We start from the raw sequence: 20426 nt of genomic DNA on the forward strand, positions 1-20426 counted from the left end.
TAACTATTGCTTTAAAATATTCACCGGAAATGGCAGGCGGTTCATTTTAAGATGCAAATAAAAAGCCTCTGCGGGACCAAACTGCCGGTTAAAAAAGGCAATGCCGGGAACATCGGATCCTTCAAACCGGAATATTTTACCAGTGTCTGCATGGTCTTGTATGGCAGCATCGGTAAGCAGGTAAAACGCGCCCATTGCTTTTCCTTTTGAAGTACTTCCTCCCACCAGCGAATACACAAAGTTGTTATCATAAAGCACAATGTAAAATGCAATTGCTTCGCCTCCGGACGTGTGTGCGGTATAGGTTTTAAGATGATGTTTTTTGCCTGCCGTATTACAGCAGGCGATGAGTGAGCGATAATCTTTGCCTTTAATGCCCGGATGTGCTGTGCTGTATGCTTTCCGGTATAAAGTGATAATATCTTCGGGCGTATCGTTACGCACGATTATCATATCATGCTTATTCGCTTTTTCCAATGAGCGTTTGGCCAACCTGCTGTACTGGTTTGTTAAAGCGGATCTGGATTTCCCCAGATCCAGCAATAGATTTAACCGCTTGTGCACGGTGAGCCCGGCAAGGGAGTTTGCCCCCTGTAATGCATGAGTTTTATTGATATCAATATCCAGTAACTTAAATTTTGAAGGGATAACCTGTAAAAAGTCAAGTATATCAACGGGCTGTTTTTCACCTGAAAAAAGACCCAGCGATGCCGTAAAAAAAGGCTGGTACAGGTAGTAAAAGCCATATTTTCTTCTCCAGGTAAGGGGCATTACTGCTTCATAATCATTTAATACAAGGGCATCCCAATGGCTGGCCATATGGTCTAACCACCAGGAGTAACCGTAGATCAGCCCTTTGCTTTTTTCGATACAGGCATCCCATTTTACAATGTCAATTTCACTTCTTTTGAGATATTGAATGTCTTTGGTCATGAAAAGAGGTGATTTCTTATAATGGAATATGCGGACTGATCTTTTTAAAACTCATATTTTGTATATCTATACTGAATGATATCCTTTGCCAGAAGTTATTCCCGGGTGTTGACTTAAAATAGTCGCTGTATACCTTACTGTACAGTAGCGGAACATATATATTCAGAAGATCCCTGCACAAACTCAACTGCAAACCCGCATCGTACAATATTCGTGGTGCACCGGAACCGCTCTCCCATCCTTCATTGTATGTGCCGGCATCGAAGAATAACTTTACCGGAATTTTAGGATGGATGGAAGAAGTAAAATTAAATGCAATCAGCCAGTCATCCGTTTTTCCCACTTTGTTGCTCAGCAGATCAGTTCGAACCTTAAAGCCGCCATCTCTTATCATTACCTGCTGAGACAGCGTGCCCTCAAATTCATTGCGGCCTATAAAATAATTACTATAGGTGTAATCTTCATATCCCTTGGGGGCTGTCATGTTAAGGTGATACTGATCCGTATTGAACTGTTTCCGGGATGTTTTATCTCCTATATAAAAGAACTTTCCTGCAAACCATCGCATGTTTAATCCGCCGCCTTTGGGATAATTAAAGAAGTAATTTCCCGTATAAGCTACCCTTCCAAAATTATTTGAGGTTTCAAACATCAATTCATAATGATAGGGATATAATGCCCTGCTGTTATCCGTTATATAACGCAATTGGCCAATAGTGGTATTACGGGAATTTATGGCATACCGGTTTTTCATTAATACCGAATCCCATGTAAACTGCAAAGCATCTGTATTAATAATATATGCTTTCCACTGTATAAAGCGGCTGAGCTGACTGCGCGGCTGCCTGTTGCGGAAAGTAAACCTCACGTGGGGGCTGAGTTTTGTAAAACGCAAATGTGTAGTATGGTTATCCTGGTCCCTATAAGCATCTCCCGACAATCTTGCAAAGCTTACGCCCGTTTCAATTTTCTGAAAAATATTTTCCGGATACCAGGTGTACGTTGCCCTGCCAATGCCATTGAGTTGTTTACTGCCTGTTGCATATAACGGTACTGCAATAAATTGAAACTTTGTAAAGGGAAGATTATAGTTATGAACGATACCGCCCAGCATCAGTTTATCGTAATAATTAAAACCCAAAGCAGGCGCTATACCTGTATAGTGATATCTGCTGCTGCCACCGGCTTTTCCAATCCATGCCAGTCGTGGTTTCTTAGGAGTGGGGGGGAGCAGGCTGCCTTTGGTATCGAGCAGATGAAAAATACTATCGGTGTTCTTTCCACTTACAGAGTCGATAACATTTTTAAAATCTGCAGGATAGGGATGTTTAAACTGCCACTGGTTGTAATAAGCCTGCATACAGGAATCAAACAGCGCTTTACCCAATGAGGTTTCCAGTACCTGCAGCCATTGCGATGCTTTATAATAAGCGGATAAATAATAATTAGCGGGAGAAAATGCAGAGGCAGGCAGGTTAACAGGCTGGTCTTTTTTTACGGCGGCTACCGATTCAAACGCAACTTTTTCAAAGTAGGAAGGATTGAATTTTGTGGCAGTTATTTTGTGGCTGGTAAGGTATCGTTTTTCGTAAAAGCTGTTCATCCCTTCATCCATCCAGGGATGCGCACGCTCATCGGATGCCAAAATGCCATAGAACCAGTTGTGCCCCACTTCATGAACGATGATGCGTTCTGTTAGCTGCTCGCTTTTGGGCGCAGAAAGCACAGCAATCGTCGGGTATTCCATTCCTCCTTTCATGTGGGGTGGCCCTTCAACAATGCTTAAGGTGGTAAACGGATACAGGCCCACCGAAGCAGAATAAAAGCGCAGTGCCCGCTTCGCATAGGCGATGCTGTTACTCCACTGCTTTCGGGAAGCAGACGTAAAGAAAGCATACACATCAATTATTTTACCGGGGGCCAATATGCAGGTGTCGTGTTGTGCAATAAAACGCTTATCGGCAAACCAGGCAAAATCATGCACATTGTTTTGTTTGTAATGAAGCGTTTTGGTGGTAGTGGCTGAATGAGGAAAAACCTGCCGGATGGTTTTATAGGAGCCCCCTTTTACTTTTTTTCTGTGCCGTGTTTCTTTCCATGTGTAAGAGGCACGCGCTTTCAGCCATTCTTTTTCGGCTTCATTTTGTAATGCTCCTGTGGCGGCCACCACGTAGTTCTCAGGAAGGGTAATGGTTACATCAAAATTTCCCGTTTCGCTGTAAAACTCTCCCTGCTGCAGGTAAGGCATGGGATGCCAGCCTTCACGATCATACACCGCGGGCTTTGGATACCACTGTGTTATCTGGTACGATTGCCCCACATGCCCGCCTCTTGAAAAGTTATAAGGAAGCTTAACATGAAAAGGAGTAGTGATCAGCATTTGTTGTCCGGGTAAAAGCGCCAAAGGCAGCATCACTTTTATTATATCTAAGTGATCCGGGTGATCTTCTGTCTCTGCCCGCACATCATTTACCCTGAAATCGAGCTGATTAATATATCCTTTCTGCTGAGGGCTGGAAAAATAAAATTTTGTATCTCCGTTTTCCAGCATCTGATCGCTAAAAGCCGTTCTGTCGGTTTTATAGGCATTGGGCCACAAATGAAACCAGATATACTGCAATGTATCGGGTGAATGATTGGTATAATTTATTTTAATAAAGCCATCTAAGGTATGCTCCACGTCATTGAGTGATACATTGATGGTATAATCCACACGCTGCTGCCAGTATGCCTCCTGTGCAATAGCTTTTGCAAGCAGGCAATGAAAGGCTAATATAAAAAATGCATACTTCAAATTGCAGATCCGGTTGTGTTTAAAAATAAACGAAAACGACCAGGGTTATGAGAAAACGGTGTCCTAAATTCAGCCCGGCTTTACCTTTAATCCATAGTTATGTTGATGAAAAAATCCCGCTAAAGCTCATTTGCCTTTTCCTTTCAATATAATTTGTAATGTATGCAGGAGTATCTTAAAATTAAGCGAAAGGGAAATGTTTTCGATATACACCAGCTCGTACTGCATGCGTTCAATCATTTGATCCACATTTTCGGCGTAACCGAATTTCACCATACCCCAACTGGTGATACCGGGTTTTACTTTTAGTAAATATTTAAAATAAGGCGTTTTTGCATTGATCTGGTCAATATAAAATTGTCTTTCCGGGCGGGGACCTACAAGGCTCATTTCACCCTTTATTACATTCCAGAACTGCGGCAGTTCATCAATGCGCCATTTGCGCATGGTTTTTCCCCAGGGGGTAATCCGCAGGTCGCCATGCGACGACAGAGCCGGCCCATTCTTTTCCGCATCTGCATACATGGAGCGGAACTTATACATAAAAAAAGGTCTGCCTTTATAGCCGATTCTCTGCTGTGTAAAAATAACAGGTCCTGCAGACGAAAATCTTACCCTAATGGCGGTATACAACAACAGCGGAGACAATAATATTAGCCCGGCCAAAGAGAGCAGCACATCTGCCAGCCTGATAAGATACAATTGCCACTCGGGCATCAACCCGGTTTTAATATCAATCAGCGGGGCATCCAGCACATTCTTGGTGCGTACGGAACCGGCAAGAATATCAAGATTGCTGGGTGCGATCTTTATTTCTATGTCTTTTTCGCTTATGCGGTTAATGATAGACGTTACTTCATCAGGGAACGAATTTTCTATGGCAATGATCACCTGGTCGGGACTGCTGGTTTCCAGTATTTTTTCAAGGTTATCAATATTGCCGAGGCAGGGGAGGTGCTGGTGTAATCCATTGAGGGATGCATTGGTAGTGATAAACCCGTTGAATTTGTATCCCAGCAGCTTTTGATTTTTTTTGATTTCTTTAAACAGGTGAATGGCTGTTGGATTATTACCCACTATTACCGTATCGAACCATATGCTTCCTTTCTTCAGTTGTCGTTTGGCCATATTCAGCAACAGCATTCTTCCCGTCCATATTAAAATAAAATGTAAGAAAAATAATGAAAGGAAAGCTTTGTAGTAATAGGGATAATTGGCCAACCTATCATCGAGCACCAGCAGGAAAAAGAGAAAAACAGATCCTGTAAGCGTGCTGATGAAGGTTACTATACATTCGGAAAACCACGATTTGATGTATAATGAATGGTGATAACTGCCCAGCATCATAAACAATGCCATCCAACCAGAAGGAATAAGCAAAATGCTCAGTAATAATTGAGAATTATTTAAAAGTTCGCCTGCAATGTTCAGTTCAAAACCGGTTAAATGTTTTCGTATAAAAAAAGCGATAGCCCATGCCAGTGCCGCAGCTATATAGTCACTAACCGCATACCAGGAAGTACTTATTTTTTTGGGGGCTTTCATTTGGATATTAACGTAAGCGTATCATTTAACAAGGTAATTGGCCGACTGAATCTTTTGTAAAATGTGATGCGCCACATCCATCGCCATTAAACCATCCACTTCTGAAACGGCAGTGGGTTCATTTTGTAAAACGGAATGCGTAAAAGCTTCCAGTTCCAGTAAAATAGCATTGGCTTCCGGAATTTTAGGGTTGGCTATAGCAATCACTTTTTTGCCCGATGGCGTATCTATGTCAAAAGTAAAAGCATCTTTGTCTTTATCGTCTTTCAATTTTATGATCTCTGTTTTTTTCTCCAGGAAATCAATACCAATATAAGCGTCTTTCTGAAAGAGCCGCATTTTACGCATTTTTTTCATGGAGATCCGGGAGGAGGTGAGATTGGCCACGCAGCCGTTATTAAACTCTATGCGCACGTTGGCAATATCCGGGGTATCCGTCATTACCGCTACGCCGCTGGCAGAAATATTTTTTACACCGCTTTTTACAATGCTTAGTATAATATCAATATCATGGATCATCAAATCCAGGATTACACTTACTTCCGTTCCACGGGGGTTAAACTGCGACAGGCGGTGTACTTCTATAAACATGGGATTGAGTTCATATCCCTTTAAGGCGAGGTATGCCGGGTTAAATCTCTCCACATGTCCTACCTGCACTTTTACATTCGCTTCTTTGGCCAGCTTTACAATTTTATGCGCCTGCTCCATAGTGTCGGCAAGCGGTTTTTCTACAAAAACATGTTTGCTTTTCCGGATGGCTTTTTCACACAAATCAAAGTGAAGGGTGGTAGGTGCAATAATATCAACAGCATCGCATGCGTCCATCAGCGCATCGGCATCCTCAAATCTTTTTAATTTGTACGCTTTAGTCACTGCGGTTGCCGTTTCATTATTGGGGTCATAAAAACCCACTAACTCCGCAGTTTTAATTTTCTGCCAGTTGCCAATGTGAAACTTGCCGAGGTGACCCGCCCCGAAAATGCCGATTTTAAGCATGCATAACAATTTAAGGGTCAAAGATAAGGTTTGCTGATTTGTGCAGACATAAGGGAATTTACGCTATTCTTCTTTTCCTTACCCGGCATAACAACCTGTGATCTGCCAATGACAGATAAAATTAAATCCGGAGCCGGATCACGCATGTGCAGGACGAAATACGAGAGAATACAAAGCATCGAGAACCCAATAACAAAAGACAAACCTGTCCGCCGGGGCGGATAAAATTCAAATATTAAATTCGAAGTGGAAATACAATCCCGAGGTTCAAAAAATAGCTATAATGCAGACTACTGAAACATGAGAAAGTAGCAGCGAAATGAAGAAGCCACTCTGGCACAAAAGTTACATCAGGGCTCCGCCGCAAAACAGGGTGTTCCCTGCCAGCGGGGCTGTAGTAAAGGAGCGCTCAGGCTTTACTATTGGGCCATCTCTGCTTTTTCCTTGGTTTTTAAATACAGGTAATAGCCTGCAAAAGCGGCAGAAGCTGCGATCAAACCTATCCCTGCCAGGTATTTTATTGAATTGTTTTTTGAGGAATTGCTTTTGTCAACGCCATTGATCAAACCCAGGAGCGGCTTTAATGAATCGCCGGGCAATATTTTATCGGCCCATAGTTTAACAGAAGAAGCCGCCTTTGTTGTAACGATGCCCATCCCCGATGATTGAAGCATAGGAATATCTTCCGGCTTATCCCCCACAAAAACAATATTTTTTTGGGGGATATTAAAATTTGTAGTCAGATATTTGAGGATGGCGGCTTTATTGTAATGTAAATCAGGTTCCACGGGATCAGTAAAGAAGTCTGGAAATTCCAACGCTCCTGTTGCCTTGCTTTTTTCCATTGTAAGGTGATTGGCAAAACAATAATCAAATCCGAGTTTGTTTTTAATATGATTGGCTACAACATCAAATCCGTCGGAAAGCAATATACAGATGTAACCGTTTTGTTTTAACCGCAAAATGGTTTCTCTTGTATAAGGTATAATGGGAATGGTATCGGCGATGGCCTGCAACTCGGGCAGGGATCTGCCCTTAAGAAGTGCAGCCATTTTTTTTATCCTCGATTCCGGATCTTTATAAGTGCTGGTTATCCGCATTAACTGGTGTTCCATGTTATAGTAAGCTGCTGCTGCTTCGTTAAAGTCAAATTCCAGTATTGCATTGATGTCAATGAGGATTATCTTTTTCAGTTTTTGAATGGATTCCTTAATGGCAAAATCCATTTCATCACTTATGGTCTGGATATTGGACAGCGTTTCTAAGTTGTCGTTGGAAGACAAGGCTGCCTTCTGCAAAATGGTTCTGGAAACCTGGCGCGACATTTTCCCCAGAGCTTCCAGGTTTTGCATGTCGTTTTTAACGAAACCGATATTCACTTCCTTTATCCGTAATTTTTTATTAAAAGCATCTATCAATAAAGCAATATCTACTCCATAATCATTTTCAAATTCAACCTGCTGCAAAAAATCTTTCCGCGCAGCGATCATGCCGCTTAAAGGCTGAGAAAATTTTTCCAGCTCAGGAAAAAAAATACTTAAAAGTGGCTTGGCAACGAGTTGGGTTACCCTGCCACCCTGCCTGTCGAAAAAGGATTTTACAAAATCAGCTTCTCCGTTTATAATCGGATCGGCAAGGAGCTTTACAATGTTTTTGGGATAGGTAAGAATATCAGCATCAAGATAAACGATTATATCAAAACCCGCTGCCAGCATTCCCTCGTGCATAGATATACCCTTTCCTTTTTTGGAACTGGTAATAACTCTTGCCCCTTCTTTTAAGGCTTCACTTACCGTTTGGTCTGTCGAATTATCATCCACTACAATAATTTCCAGCGGTGCAGTAGTTTGTTTAATACGCTGAATTACTTTCCGGATTGTAGCTCCCTCGTTTAAAGCAGGTATAATTACGCTAATCATAAATGTTGTTTTCCCGTCCAAAACAAAAATAACCGTTTTTTTTCAGCGTTGGGAAATTGCGGTTGTTAAATTAACCCGCGTAAAGCAGGAATACATTTAGATTAACCTGGTGCTGCTGCTCCATTCGTATATTCCTTTACGTTAGGTGAGGTATTCCTGCTGGCAAACCAATTAACAATAAAAAAAGCTGCCTCAAAGTTGAGACAGCCATTTTAAAATTTTGCCCAATATAAAAAACCTTCAGCAGTGCAATTTTTTGCTGCCCCGCCGGTTGTTTAGGTTACAAACTGTAGCGCAAAGTTATGCCGAAGGTTCTGGGATCGCCCAATACAGCGGCATAATGCCCGGCACTGCCAGCGGCAGGTAATAATTGCTCAAAATAGTTTTTATCAAGCAAATTCCGGCTCCACAAAAAAGCCGACAAGCCGTTTGACACCCGGAAGCCTAGCCTGGCGTTAAGCAGTGCATAGCCTTCAATATTCAGATACGTTGAAGGCGATGCGCTCGAAGAAAAAGAGGAGCGATAGTAACCGTCTGCGGCGATAAAGAACTTTCCGGCCTTACCCAAAAATATGGCGGGAGTAGTAAATTCACCACCCAGTGAAGTTGTCCATTTGGAAATGCCCGGAAGGTCGCCTCCCGAAATATCTTTAAATGCAGAGGGTCCGCCGGTTTCTTCCAACGGAACCGGCGCGTTTTTAAAGGATACATATACGCCTTTGGTGAAAGCCAGTGCACCGTATAATGAAAAATGATTGTTGAGCCTGGTATTTCCGTCAAACTCTATGCCGCGGATGCTCACCTTTTCGGCATTGGCCAGATAACCGCGGTTCACACCTACTTCAGCGGTTTGAACCTGCGTTTGGTAATCCCTGATGTTGGTATTGTAAACCGTTAAGTTAAGCGTAGTACCCGGTGCAGGGGTAGTTTTTATGCCAAATTCGAAGTGTTGTACGTATTCAGGTTTTATTGTAGCAAGATCCAGCAATACTTCTCCGTTTGCCGTAGGCAATCCTCCAAGGTTAAGACCTACAGATTTGTAACTGGTAGAATAAGTAGCATAGGTGTTGATTTGGTTAGCGGCTTTGAATGCCAGCGTGAGCAGGCCCGACAGGTTGGTGTTGTCGGTATTGGCTTTGAAAGCCTGGTCAGTATATACCGCTTTCTTCAGGGCGATCAGTGCCGGATCATCCGTTTGCATTCCTCCGTAGGTTTGGCGGTTGAAATCTACTTTTTTATTGTCGTAATTGTAGCGCAGTCCACCCAGCACATGCAAACGTTCGGTGATGGCGAAATCAAATTGCCCGAATGCAGCACCACTGAAGGTCTTGAGCGATGACCTTGTTTTGATCCCGTAACCGTCGAAAAGCCCGGGTGTATTCCATTTGGGATCTGTAGTGTTTTGTGAGAACCGCCATTGTGCAGCGCCGGATTCTTCAATATGATAAGGGTCTGTTTTTAATTCCTGTCCAATGGCAAACAGTCCAAATACGCCACTCAGCCGGGAAGAGAAATCACCGGCATAGCGGATCTCCTGCGACCAGTTCTGGTGTTTGGATGTAGCCTGCGACAATTGCAGCACCGCAAGCCCTGTGAAGTCGCGGTCATTGGAAGGATCCCATCTCCAGTAGCGCCAGGCAGAGGTGGAAGTAAGCGTACCCCGCCTGAGCTTTATGTCAACATTCAGCGAAGCGCCGCCCAGGTCGTTGCCCGATCGCCATGTGGTGTTGTGATCAATTTTACGATCGAATGGGTTCCGGCTCGGCAGGTCATAATTGAGATCGGCGATAATTTGTTCGAATTGCCGGTAAGGCGCCCGTTGTGTGGGCACAACACCCGCCACCACCTGCGCATAGCCATCGGGTTTCTGACTGGACGCATCTGCAGCCAATATGATCTCTACTTTATCTGATGGCGCGTACAGCAATTGTCCCCGGAAACCAAGGTTGTTGATATCATTTATTTTCTTCTGTGTTGTTACATTTTCAATGAGTCCGTCGCGTTGGGTACCGGAAAAGGATAAGCGCCCGGCCAGTTTTTTGCTTAAAGCGCCGGTAACGGAGCTCTTGGCCTGGATGAATCCGTAGTTGCCATAACTTACTTCAAAGTTGGCGCCGGGTTTAAAGCTGGGCTTGCGGGTTATAACATTGAATGCGCCGGCGGTGGTATTTTTGCCGAATAAAGTTCCCTGCGGCCCGCGCAATACTTCTATTCGTTCAATATCAATAAAGTCTAATGTTGCCGCGGCCGGGCGCGCATAATAAACCCCATCTACATAAAAACCAACGCCGGGTTCCACCCCATCATTGGTTAATCCATATGTAGTGCCTTGTCCGCGTATGTTCAGGGCCGTGTTGCGCGGGTTGGAAGAATAAAGCTGAACCGAGGGAATCAACTCTTTGAGCCGGTTTACATTAAAAGCGCCGGCATCTTCCACCAATGACCGGGTAACTACAGAAATGGGAATAGGAACATTTTGCAGCACTTCCCTGCGCCGCCTGGAGGTGATGATGATCGTATCCTTTTGATAAAGTGACTGAAGCTGCACCAATACATTATTTACATTGCTGTTTCTAATAACCAGTTCCCTGGCTTCATAGCCTGTAGAAGTGATGATCAGTGAAAATGGAAATTGCTGTTGGTCAATATCCAAAGAAAAACGGCCGGTGGAATCAGTAATGGCGCCTATGTTTGTTTTTTTTATGGTTACACTGGCGTAAGGAACGCCATCGTTGTTTTCATTTACTACCCGGCCGGTAAATTGTGCAAATGCCAGCACAGGCAACAAAGATCCTAAAGCTAAGAGCATGCGTTTCATGTATAAAATTTTGATTGACGAGATAAAATATAAAATGGTAAAGTCTACTGAATTGGTAGAGTAATTAGGTAAAAAAATTACTTAACCAGGTAAAGTTTTAGTGCAGGAACAACATCGTTGATCATTATTGCGGGGATAACACATATATCGGCTATTTCATTAAATATTGCGCAACGTTATAGCTTTTTCATTAGTCTACAAAATTTATAGACTTTATTTTTACAATATTAATAGGGATGTCTTGTATGAATTGATGAGGTATTTAAATCATCACATAAATGGGGAAAATCACAAGAGAAGTGTGGCCAAAGTATGCCTGATTACGTCCCGGACTTTGCATTACCACTAAAATACAATGTTGTTAAAGCGCTTGCTGCTGACACCCGCCACTCCAACAGTTATTGATGGACTTACAATGAAGAGTAGTATTGCTATTTCTATATTTTTTAATAGAATTAGTCGTTTAAGTCGTGAATTATTACAAAAAATGATTTTGCAATTGTTACAATCTGGCTTGCGGCAGTCCTGCATTGTTAACTTTCCATTGTCCTCTTTTATACACTTGAAAGAACGATTTGGTTAACGGTTGAAGCAGATGCCTGCAGTAGACTTCCTGTTGTTGAAGTTACAGTAGTGCAAAAGTTGCATCAGGGAACAAGCACGAAAACGGGCAGTATTCCCTGCCAGCCGGCAGGCTGAGGTTTTCGTGTGCCTTTTTTTTCTTTTTTGGGCAAGCAAAAAAGAAAAAATCAAATACATCTTTTAAATGCTTATCCCTTTAAAATGAACAATCATTACCAGTTAGCTTTAGCAAGGCTACATTTATGTTTTCAACTTATGTGCCTAATCCTATTTTTTAATCATCCGTTTTCTGTGTGGCCAGAAAACTAACCACGTCACGGATTTCTTTTTTGGAAAGGATCGCTTTCATGTCGGGCATACTCGATGGCGCATCGGTTCTTTTGGCAACCTGGTCTTTTGGAACCACACGCAAAGGTTCGCCGCCCATTTTTAAAGTAAGGCTTGTTTTGGTTTCCGATTCCAGTATGCCCGATACAGTGGTACCATCTTTTAGTTCAAGGGCAACAATGCCATATCCCGGTGCAAGGCGGGCGCCAGGGGCGATCAGCGCTTCGAGTATTTGTTGTCTGCTTATCCTGGAAGCTATGCCGTTGAGTCGCGGACCTGCATTGCCACCCCTGTCATCGTAAGAATGGCATTTCATGCACTGCGCATTCTGGTTACGGAAGAAAATGGCTCTTCCCTTTGATACATCGCCGCCATATAAACTACTTGCATAAGCAGCCAGTTGATCACCATGCGATAATTTTTGAGTAATGTCTTTATATTTTGCAGCCAGTTCAACGGCGCCGCTGCTGTCTATGGCTTCGCCCAGCTCGAGGTACAGATCGGGCGACAATTTTCCGGCAGCCATCGTATTGAGCAGTTCTTCCAGCGGCTTTCGCGCATTTTCTTTGGGAAGATTTCCTAAGGCAAGTATGGCCGCCTGCTTTTCTTCCATGGTTTTACCTGCTATTACTTTTGACAACAGCGAAACCATCAGGTCTTTGGGGAGATCCATTTGCTGCAGCAGGTTAAGCCCCTCCACCCTTACTTTCTTTTCCTTATCCGAAAGCGCCTGGCTCACAGCGTCGCCCGCTTGTGAATAGCCGAGCGCAACCAGTGTGTTCAGCGCTTCAATGCGCATATCGGGTGCAGGATCATTTTTAACCAGGGTAAACAGCACGGGCAATGCATCGTTGATGTGTAATAATGCAACAGCTTTTGCTGCGCTGAGGCGAACAGCCAATTCCTTATTCTTCAACAATGCTGCTAATGGTGAGGTCATATTTTTTTGCAGAAGGCTGGAATCTCTTTCCACAATGCCGCGGTAGTAACCATCTACACGATCCAGTACAGACGGTTTTGCCCACACACTTAAAGCGTCAATGGCTTCGGCTCTCATTGCTGCAGGAGCGTCCTCCTTCATGGAATAGTTGATCAATTGCTGCATAGCACTTGCGCTGCCGGTGCGCAGGTTGGCATTGATGCTGCGCCGGATCAGCGCTTCATTTGTAAAATTGGTTTTGGCAAGCAAATCTCCTAAAGCAGGTAAAGCCTCTTTTATAGAATTGTCGTCATTAATGGCCCGCGCTGCTTCTGTTACTATAAACTCATCCTTATCATCGAGGAACTTTGCAACACCGGCGTTGCCCATCCTCCTGAGCGCTACCACGGCTGCTATACGCAGGGCGCGGGAAGGGTTTTGCGCCAGGGCGATAACGGGTTCTGCCTTGCCTATGCGTGCCAGTGCAAGGCTGCCGGCATGGCGCAGGTAAGCGTCTGCATCATTATTGTTTTGCAGCATGGCAATAATAGCATCAATAGCAGGTTCGTATTTGATCCTTCCCAGCGCTTCCGCTGCAAAAAAACGAACCCGGCTGGCCGTATCTTTTAAAAGCGGCACTAATTTTTCGCCTGCCGCAGTGTATTTCATATCACCCAGCCACTTGGCCGCCTGCGCTCTTATTTCGGGATCACTATCCTGCAACAGGGGCAATAAGGGAACAGCGTATTTTTTGTCTTTCCGCGCCAGTTGGCTCATGCCCCATATAGCGTTTATACGTGCCAGTTGGTTACCCGACACGGAAAATGTTTTCTGAAAAATGGCCGCTCCGTCTCCGCCACGCTTCACCAGCTCAAACTGTGCCTTTTGACGCACCCGCATATCCGGGTTTTTCAGTATTGCTGACAGTTCTTCCTCTGATTTGCCGCTAAATTTTTCGGATAATAATTTTTTTGTTTCCATGCGTTCAGCAGAGCCTGCTCCCTGCGCATCATCCATCCGCCAGATGCGTCCGTAATCGTGCGTATCCCAGCCGTCAATCCAGTCGGCAAGGTATAAAGCGCCATCGGGTCCAAAATTCAGGCCGGTTACCAATACGCCACTCAGTATTTTTTTGGTTTCGCCCAGTTCAAAACCCGCGCCTTTGGGCTTGAGCCTAAAATTATGCACCGCGGAATTACCGGGATTGCCCACAAATTCGGCCACAAAAAAGCTGTTTTTATATTGGGCACCCAGTGCGGTTCCGGGATTGTATACAAAGCCCGCCGGCCCGCTTACATAATTGCTGATGCAGGGGGTAATATAGGCTGCCTGCCCTTCAAAACGGGGCAAGTACATTTTTTCCTCCATCCACACTTTGTATGTATTGTTTTTAGGGTCGCGGTATTTGCCGTATTGCCAGTTGCTTCTCCAGCCGGCATCAGAACCGTTAACGATATATACCAGCCTTTCTTTTTCGCCGGGATGATCACCATCGTTATCCTCACTCAGCAAATTGCCATATTCATCAAAAGCAAATTCATGCGTGTTACGGATACCCGCAGCAAATATTTCGAAATCACTGCCATCCGGGTTGCAGCGGGCAATTACACCACTGTTGGGATAGGCCCAGGTTTGTCCGTCGGAACCTTTACCATTAAATCCAATATCCCCAATTTGCCAGTAAATTCTGCCATCTGGCCCCATTTCAATGCCCGACATGCCATGCCCGCCAAAGCCGATGTGTACACCATAGCCGTGTGAGAGCGAGGTTTTTTCATCGGGGATGCCATCACCGTCTTTGTCTTTTAATTTCCACAGATCAGGCGCTACGGCAACATACAGGTCATCGCCATATTTAAATACCGAACCGGCAACATCCGTTATTTCATCATTAAAATCGTCAACAATCAATTGCGACTGATCGGCAATGCCATCGCCATCCCTGTCTTCCAGCTTATATATATGTTCTTTTTGTATGGTCAGATCCTTCCAGTCATGAGAACTGTCTTTATTCAGATCCGGCAGCCATTCATTGCGTTTGCTGTTCTCCGGTGACAGTTCTTTATGCAAAAAAGCCCTTCTGTCTTCCACGGTTTGAAACGAGATAGAGGGGATCTCCCATTCGCGGTGACCACGGATGTCGAACTCCGAATTTTTTTGCCGGCTCGTAGTGGTATAATAAAGGACGCCATCATTATCCATTTGTATGGCTACGGGCGATATCACCAAAGAATCCGTGCCCCACAGGCGAAGCGTTAATCCATCTGCCAGTTCCGGCTTTACAATGGCTTCTATAGAGTCGGCCAACTTTGAAACCGTCGCCGAATCCATTTTTTTGATAATGGCAGCGGATTGATCCGGTTGTTTGCAGGACATCCAAAACATAGAGATTAAAAATACGGGCAGGCAGTAAAAACAAATTTGTTTCCTGTTAAGCGCAATGGTAAGCATCATTTTCTTTGGTTAATCTGTAATGGTGGAGTGGTATACTTTATTAAAATAAGTTCACACTATCGCTAAATATAGTGACTTTTCATTTTTCTCCAATAATTTTTCATCGCAAGTTGCCGGTATTTCGGGCAATGATCAAAATGGCACATGCTGCTGCAATGGTGCAGTCAACTGCAACCTGTAATGATAAGGGTGTTCTTTAATTGTTGGGAGCATGCAAAGGCATGGGTCGCGCGGTATTCATTAGCTGGTAAGGAAATAATGGATAGCTGCTTCTTTGAACGCCGATGCTGCCTGAAAATGAAAATGTTTTTGCATCGTTCACATACATCAGTCCCAGCTCTGCCCGTGCATGCATGCCCAGGCTGCTGCTTTTGAAAAGTGAGTTCACCGGGTATGCTTTGTTAAGATCGGCAGACCGGTAAGCGCTATTGAAGTTGATATAAGCAGGCGCTGCGGAGACTCCTGCAAAGGCGTACAAATTGTTGTTCAGCCTGCGGTTCAATTGCAGTCCCAGGGGCGCCGCCACAAAACTGGCACTGCCGCCTTTAAAAAAGCTATAGCCGGTTGAGATGCCACTGTATTTGCTGAGGAACCATTTTTTGCCGGTGATGCTTTTTGCATAAGGGTTGTTGTTTTCAAAAGCTTCCCGTTGCACATCATTCAAATCGTTTGCCGGCAGGGAGTTTTGTGCCTTAACCTGCACGGAAGACATTACTATAATAATCAGTAAAATTGTACGCATGGCTGTTCGGCTTGTGGTATAAAATTAAGGTTTGTTTGGGTAACGGAAAGGAAAGTTAGTAAAAGTTAACAAGGATGAGGACGCCCGGGCTGATTGTTGGGGCGAAACGACCAGCCCGGATGTTGTGCCCACCAAATGCTTTAGTTTAATTTTGATTGCACTATTGCGGATGTACAACAGGTATCAGTACTTTTATGCTCTATCCTTTCATCATTAATGTATTGCAGCTATGATTGAACTTGTTATTGAAGCCCGCAAAGCCTCCATTGGCCCGGGCATGCATGTAAAACGGATCCTCCCGTTCAGGATGAGGCGCATGGTGGGTCCCTTTATATTCATGGATCATGCAGGACCTGTGGATACTGTACCCGGCAAAAGCATGGATGTGCTGCCCCATCCGCATATAGGCTTATCCACGGTGAGTTATCTGTTTGGCGGGCAGGTTACCCACCGCGACAGCCTGGGGGTAGAGCAGATCATTAAGCCGGGTGAAGTGAACTGGATGACGGCGGGCAGCGGCATTGCCCACTCCGAAAGATTTGAAGATCCTTCATCGCTTACCGGAGGACTTGAAATGATACAAACCTGGGTAGCACTGCCTGAAAAAGACGAAGAGGCTGCTCCATCCTTTAATAATTACATCCCCGAACAACTCCCGGTATTTACCGATAAAGGGGTGTGGATGCGATTGATAGCAGGCAATGCATACGGGCTGCAAAATAATGTGAAAACAAATTCCCCCTTGTTTTACCTGCATGTTGTACTGCAGCAGGGTGCAAGGCTCGCGCTTCCAAAAGCACATCCCGAGAGAGGTTTTTATATCGTGAAGGGAAGCATCGAAGTATCAGGCGTTTCATACGACCAGGGAAAAATGCTGGTGTTCAGCAAAAGTGCAGACCCGATAATCACCGCTAAGGAAGAGACTACGCTGATGCTCCTGGGGGGTGAGCCTGTGGGTGAACGTTTTATCTGGTGGAATTTTGTTTCCTCCCGTAAAGAACGCATTGAGCAGGCAAAAGAAGACTGGAAGCAGGGCCGGATCATCCTGCCGCCTAACGACAACAAAGAGTTCATTCCCCTGCCCGGCGATCACTCAAAGCCGGCAGGCGGCCCGCCGCCGGAAGCATTATCGTAAATCAGGATTCACCTGTGTTCCTGCTCTAACTCAATGGCAATCAGGGAAAGGAATGTACGACTATCGGCGCCTGTATACAGATTTAATGACGGCGGCAGATCTCACCAGGCGCCACCATACCTGCGGTGAAGAAACAGTTGCCCGAAAAGCAAAAAGCCACGGATAACTTGTGTACCTGTGGCTTTTAGTGCTAAGTAGCGGGTATTGCTGATTTATTGCGTAGTTGGTGAACCACCTTTAACCCATAACTCCGGTCCATTGTCTTTGATTTTTTGAGTTGATGAATTTAAAAACCATACATACCACCCGAAACGGAAATTTGCTCTCCCGTAATCCAGGCTGCATCATCGGAAGCAAGGAATACGGCGGCTTTCGCAATATCTTCGGGCTGACCTCTGCGGCCAAGCGGTGTATTGGCTATAAACATTTTTTCATACTCACTCCCGGGAGTGACGCCCGCACTGCTTGCACCTTCTGTTTCCGTAGCGCCCGGCAAAATAGAATTGATGCGAATGTTTTTTGCCCCCAGTTCTTTCGACAAAGAGATCGTTATGGCATCTAATGCCGCTTTAGATGCAGAGTACAACGAGGCTGCCGGAAGTGGCATTTTGCTTGCACCCGAACTGATATTGATGATATTGCCGCCCTTATCGCTAAACGCTTTCAAAGATGCCTGGATGGTAAGTATAGCACCCAAAACGTTTACATTGAAATGCTGATGAAAAGATGCTGCCGATACCTGTTCAATAGGCAAATATTGCTGAAAGACCGCGTTGTTTACTAAAATATCTATCCTGCCGAAAGCCTTCTCTGTTTCTTCAAAAAGCCTGGTTACATCGGCTTCTTTCGATACATCGGCCCGTACCGAAATGGCTCTGCCCCCATTGTCGGTTATTTCCTTAACCACGCTATCCGCCCCTTCTTTACTTGAAGCATAATTAACAACTACTTTTGCACCTTCTGCCGCAAAGTGTTTGGCGATAGATGCACCTATTCCTTTTGAAGCACCGGTAACTACCGCTACTTTGTTTTTTAATTTACTCATGATTGCTATTATTTAAGATTTCCTTAGTCGAACTTGACCAGGTCGTTAAAGATCAGTTGACCCCAGCTGTTTCCGCGCGCCTGCACCAGCAGTCCGCCTTCCGAAAGCCCGCCAAGTTTGACCGGTGAAAAACCGAGGTTTTCTGCAAGAGCGCCAATTTCCGCTGTTGCGTCGTTATTGTCGCCCGCCAAAAATACCACTCTCCTGCCACCATGTACGGCCGGATCTTGTTCAAGGACGGCAGCGACCAAATGGTTGAAGCCCTTAACCAGTTTTCCACCAGTGAAGGCCTGCGCGATGACTCTGGAGGAAGGCTGTCCTCCCAGCTCCTCAGGCGACACACCGTAGGCATTGGTCACATCAACAATGGTCTTCCCCTGCCAGGTGGGGAGCGCCCTGGCGACATCCGGGTGCGATTCAAAACGCACAGCCAAAAAGATGACGTCCGCCTTGACCGCTTCCGCCAGGGTTGTAGGAATGATAGTGGGGCCGATTGCGGCCGCGGCGGACGCAAAGCTTTCCGGGTCGCGCGTGGTGGCAACGGATACTTCAATGCCCTTGCGGGCAAATGCCTTGGCCAGAGCCTGGCCGATATTGCCGAAGCCGATAATTGCGTAGCTCGCTACTTTGTTTTTTGATTTACTCATTATTTTTATTTTTTAAAGTGTCTGTTTTGAATGCGATTTTCATTGTATGCAAATTGATTTTGGATTATTATTCAGCTGGCGACAAATAGGTTAGACCACCATCAACGAGGAGTTCAGCACCAAGCATAAACGATGAATCATCAGAAGCCAGGAAAACCGCTGTTTTGCCAATATCAGATGGTTGACCGATTCTGCCGATCGGCATTACATCTGCCCAGTATTTTTTTACAGCTTCCAGTTGTTCGGCAGGAACAAACTTGTCAAATACCGGCGTATCTGTTGTACCGGGCGATATTACATTTGCCCTGATCTTTCTATCCAAAAGGTCGTTTGAGAATCCTTTTGCAAAATGGATTACCGCCGCTTTTGCAGCGCCATACAGCGTGAAAGAAGGATATGCCCGATGTCCCGCATTTGACCCGATGAGAATAATGGAACCACCATCATTCATATAGGGCAGTGCTTTATGAACAGTGAAGTAAACGCTCTTCAGGTTTAAATCCATTGTCTTGTCATAGACGGCTTCGCCAATATCTGCCACGGAACCAAATACTGCACCTGTCACTGCACCACCTGCATTGGCTACAATCACGTCTATTTTGCCAAATTTTTGAGCCGTTTCTTTAAACGCTCTTTCCAGGTCGGCAAGGTTGGTTACATCGGCATTTATGGCTATAAAATTATCGCCAAGCTGAGCCAAAGCACTCTCTAACGTTTCCCGATTTCTGCCAACAATAGCTCCTGCAGCACCTTCATTTTTAAATTCCCGGGCAATGCCAAACCCAATGCCACTATTACCACCTGTAATAACTGCTACCTTGTTTTTTAATCTGCTCATTATATATTGATTTTAAATTTGTTTCGCAAAGATACCTTCAATGGTATACCTTTGTAACCATTATAGTTTATTCTGGTTACTATTGGGTAACTACAAATTTTAGAAATATGAGAGACGACAGATTTTGCAATTCGAATTGCCCGTTTACGAGAGCTATTGGCACTATTGGTAATAAATGGAAACCGATAATTATAAATGTTATTGGCACCCGTTCCATTCGTTTTGGTCAGATAGATGCCATAGTACCACACATTTCAAGGAAAGTACTTACCGAACAGTTAAAAGAACTGGAAGAAGATGGACTTTTGGAAAGATTGGCCTATAAGGAAATACCACCAAGGGTAGAATATAAGTTGTCTGAAAAAGGCTTAGCTTTTTTGCCGATTTTAGAAAGCATAAAAGAATGGAATTTAAAATATGAAGTAGCTCTGATACCCAAAGAGACTGATTACAGTTATGCCGGATAACGTAAAATCGAAACTTGACAGCTGTGATGGTAGCAGCCAATTTTTCGATATCTTGAAAGATATATAAGGAATTTCAGCAGGATGCTGAGCAAAGAATTAAAGGAACAGAAATAAACCAGTTGGTAAAACGAACCGTTTTAGATATACACCTGTAAAAGGTCATTATGAACTTGCAGAACATGGCAATACGTTGCAAACCATAATCCGTAATCTTACAGCCTGGGGGTATATCACAACGAAAAAAGATAGTTGAGACATAGCG

Annotated in this window: 13 protein-coding genes and 1 pseudogene; 3 read left to right on the plus strand and 11 right to left on the minus strand. The window is 44.5% G+C overall.

Features of this window, described 5'->3' with window-relative positions:
- Positions 1-3: 3 nt before the first annotated feature.
- From FRX45_RS13660 to FRX45_RS13695, 8 genes are all read right to left on the minus strand, one after another.
- Positions 4-933: a hypothetical protein gene (locus FRX45_RS13660; RefSeq protein WP_152268997.1), complete on the minus strand. Its 930-nt coding sequence runs from the start codon at positions 931-933 to the stop codon at positions 4-6.
- Between the two features lie 16 nt (positions 934-949).
- Positions 950-3727, minus strand: coding sequence for a M1 family metallopeptidase (locus tag FRX45_RS13665; RefSeq protein ID WP_152268998.1), 2778 nt, complete (start codon positions 3725-3727; stop codon positions 950-952).
- Positions 3728-3853: 126 nt separating this feature from the next.
- A complete protein-coding gene (locus tag FRX45_RS13670; RefSeq protein WP_152268999.1) occupies positions 3854-5272 on the minus strand; it encodes a sugar transferase in 1419 nt (472 codons plus the stop codon).
- A 21-nt stretch (positions 5273-5293) separates the two neighbouring features.
- A complete protein-coding gene (locus tag FRX45_RS13675; RefSeq protein WP_152269000.1) occupies positions 5294-6271 on the minus strand; it encodes a Gfo/Idh/MocA family protein in 978 nt (325 codons plus the stop codon).
- Between the two features lie 419 nt (positions 6272-6690).
- Entirely contained in the window at positions 6691-8190 is a 1500-nt protein-coding gene (locus FRX45_RS13680) for an HAD-IB family phosphatase (RefSeq protein ID WP_152269001.1), read from the minus strand.
- 280 nt (positions 8191-8470) lie between these two features.
- A complete protein-coding gene (locus FRX45_RS13685; RefSeq protein WP_152269002.1) occupies positions 8471-11008 on the minus strand; it encodes a TonB-dependent receptor in 2538 nt (845 codons plus the stop codon).
- A gap of 856 nt (positions 11009-11864) precedes the next feature.
- The gene (locus FRX45_RS13690; protein ID WP_152269003.1) at positions 11865-15290 is read right to left on the minus strand and encodes a HEAT repeat domain-containing protein; all 3426 of its coding nucleotides are present in this window, start codon (positions 15288-15290) and stop codon (positions 11865-11867) included.
- Between the two features lie 196 nt (positions 15291-15486).
- Positions 15487-16032 carry a hypothetical protein gene (locus FRX45_RS13695; protein WP_152269004.1) on the minus strand — a complete coding sequence of 182 codons (546 nt, stop codon included), beginning with the start codon at positions 16030-16032 and terminating at the stop codon, positions 15487-15489.
- A 229-nt stretch (positions 16033-16261) separates the two neighbouring features.
- Here FRX45_RS13695 and FRX45_RS13700 point away from each other — a divergent pair, with 229 nt between their 5' ends.
- Positions 16262-17167 (plus strand): pirin family protein, encoded by a 906-nt coding sequence (locus FRX45_RS13700; RefSeq protein WP_152269005.1) that lies wholly within the window; start codon positions 16262-16264, stop codon positions 17165-17167.
- A gap of 286 nt (positions 17168-17453) precedes the next feature.
- On the opposite strand, the gene FRX45_RS13705 is transcribed toward FRX45_RS13700, so the two are convergent.
- From FRX45_RS13705 to FRX45_RS13715, 3 genes are all read right to left on the minus strand, one after another.
- The gene (locus tag FRX45_RS13705) at positions 17454-18212 is read right to left on the minus strand and encodes an SDR family NAD(P)-dependent oxidoreductase (RefSeq protein WP_152269006.1); all 759 of its coding nucleotides are present in this window, start codon (positions 18210-18212) and stop codon (positions 17454-17456) included.
- 23 nt (positions 18213-18235) lie between these two features.
- Positions 18236-18859 carry an NADPH-dependent F420 reductase gene (locus FRX45_RS13710; protein ID WP_152269007.1) on the minus strand — a complete coding sequence of 208 codons (624 nt, stop codon included), beginning with the start codon at positions 18857-18859 and terminating at the stop codon, positions 18236-18238.
- Positions 18860-18926: 67 nt separating this feature from the next.
- Positions 18927-19697, minus strand: coding sequence for an SDR family NAD(P)-dependent oxidoreductase (locus tag FRX45_RS13715; protein ID WP_152269008.1), 771 nt, complete (start codon positions 19695-19697; stop codon positions 18927-18929).
- Positions 19698-19804: 107 nt separating this feature from the next.
- Here FRX45_RS13715 and FRX45_RS13720 point away from each other — a divergent pair, with 107 nt between their 5' ends.
- Both FRX45_RS13720 and FRX45_RS23715 read left to right on the plus strand, forming a co-directional pair.
- Positions 19805-20164 (plus strand): winged helix-turn-helix transcriptional regulator, encoded by a 360-nt coding sequence (locus FRX45_RS13720; RefSeq protein ID WP_152269009.1) that lies wholly within the window; start codon positions 19805-19807, stop codon positions 20162-20164.
- Between the two features lie 181 nt (positions 20165-20345).
- Positions 20346-20417 (plus strand): annotated as a pseudogene (locus FRX45_RS23715) (hypothetical protein); the annotation flags it as partial.
- Positions 20418-20426 lie beyond the last annotated feature (9 nt).

Origin of the sequence: Agriterribacter humi, assembly GCF_009192765.1 — a bacterium.
In the GTDB taxonomy this organism is placed as follows: domain Bacteria; phylum Bacteroidota; class Bacteroidia; order Chitinophagales; family Chitinophagaceae; genus Agriterribacter; species Agriterribacter humi.

Coding starts and splice junctions, on each gene's coding strand:
- FRX45_RS13710 (WP_152269007.1), bottom strand. CDS start 18,859: ATGAGTAAATCAAAAAACAAAGTAGCGAGCTACGCAATTATCGGCTTC.
- FRX45_RS13700 (WP_152269005.1), top strand. CDS start 16,262: ATGATTGAACTTGTTATTGAAGCCCGCAAAGCCTCCATTGGCCCGGGC.
- FRX45_RS13690 (WP_152269003.1), bottom strand. CDS start 15,290: ATGATGCTTACCATTGCGCTTAACAGGAAACAAATTTGTTTTTACTGC.
- FRX45_RS13695 (WP_152269004.1), bottom strand. CDS start 16,032: ATGCGTACAATTTTACTGATTATTATAGTAATGTCTTCCGTGCAGGTT.
- FRX45_RS13705 (WP_152269006.1), bottom strand. CDS start 18,212: ATGAGTAAATTAAAAAACAAAGTAGCGGTAGTTACCGGTGCTTCAAAA.
- FRX45_RS13680 (WP_152269001.1), bottom strand. CDS start 8,190: ATGATTAGCGTAATTATACCTGCTTTAAACGAGGGAGCTACAATCCGG.
- FRX45_RS13670 (WP_152268999.1), bottom strand. CDS start 5,272: ATGAAAGCCCCCAAAAAAATAAGTACTTCCTGGTATGCGGTTAGTGAC.
- FRX45_RS13660 (WP_152268997.1), bottom strand. CDS start 933: ATGACCAAAGACATTCAATATCTCAAAAGAAGTGAAATTGACATTGTA.
- FRX45_RS13685 (WP_152269002.1), bottom strand. CDS start 11,008: ATGAAACGCATGCTCTTAGCTTTAGGATCTTTGTTGCCTGTGCTGGCA.
- FRX45_RS13675 (WP_152269000.1), bottom strand. CDS start 6,271: ATGCTTAAAATCGGCATTTTCGGGGCGGGTCACCTCGGCAAGTTTCAC.
- FRX45_RS13720 (WP_152269009.1), top strand. CDS start 19,805: ATGAGAGACGACAGATTTTGCAATTCGAATTGCCCGTTTACGAGAGCT.
- FRX45_RS13715 (WP_152269008.1), bottom strand. CDS start 19,697: ATGAGCAGATTAAAAAACAAGGTAGCAGTTATTACAGGTGGTAATAGT.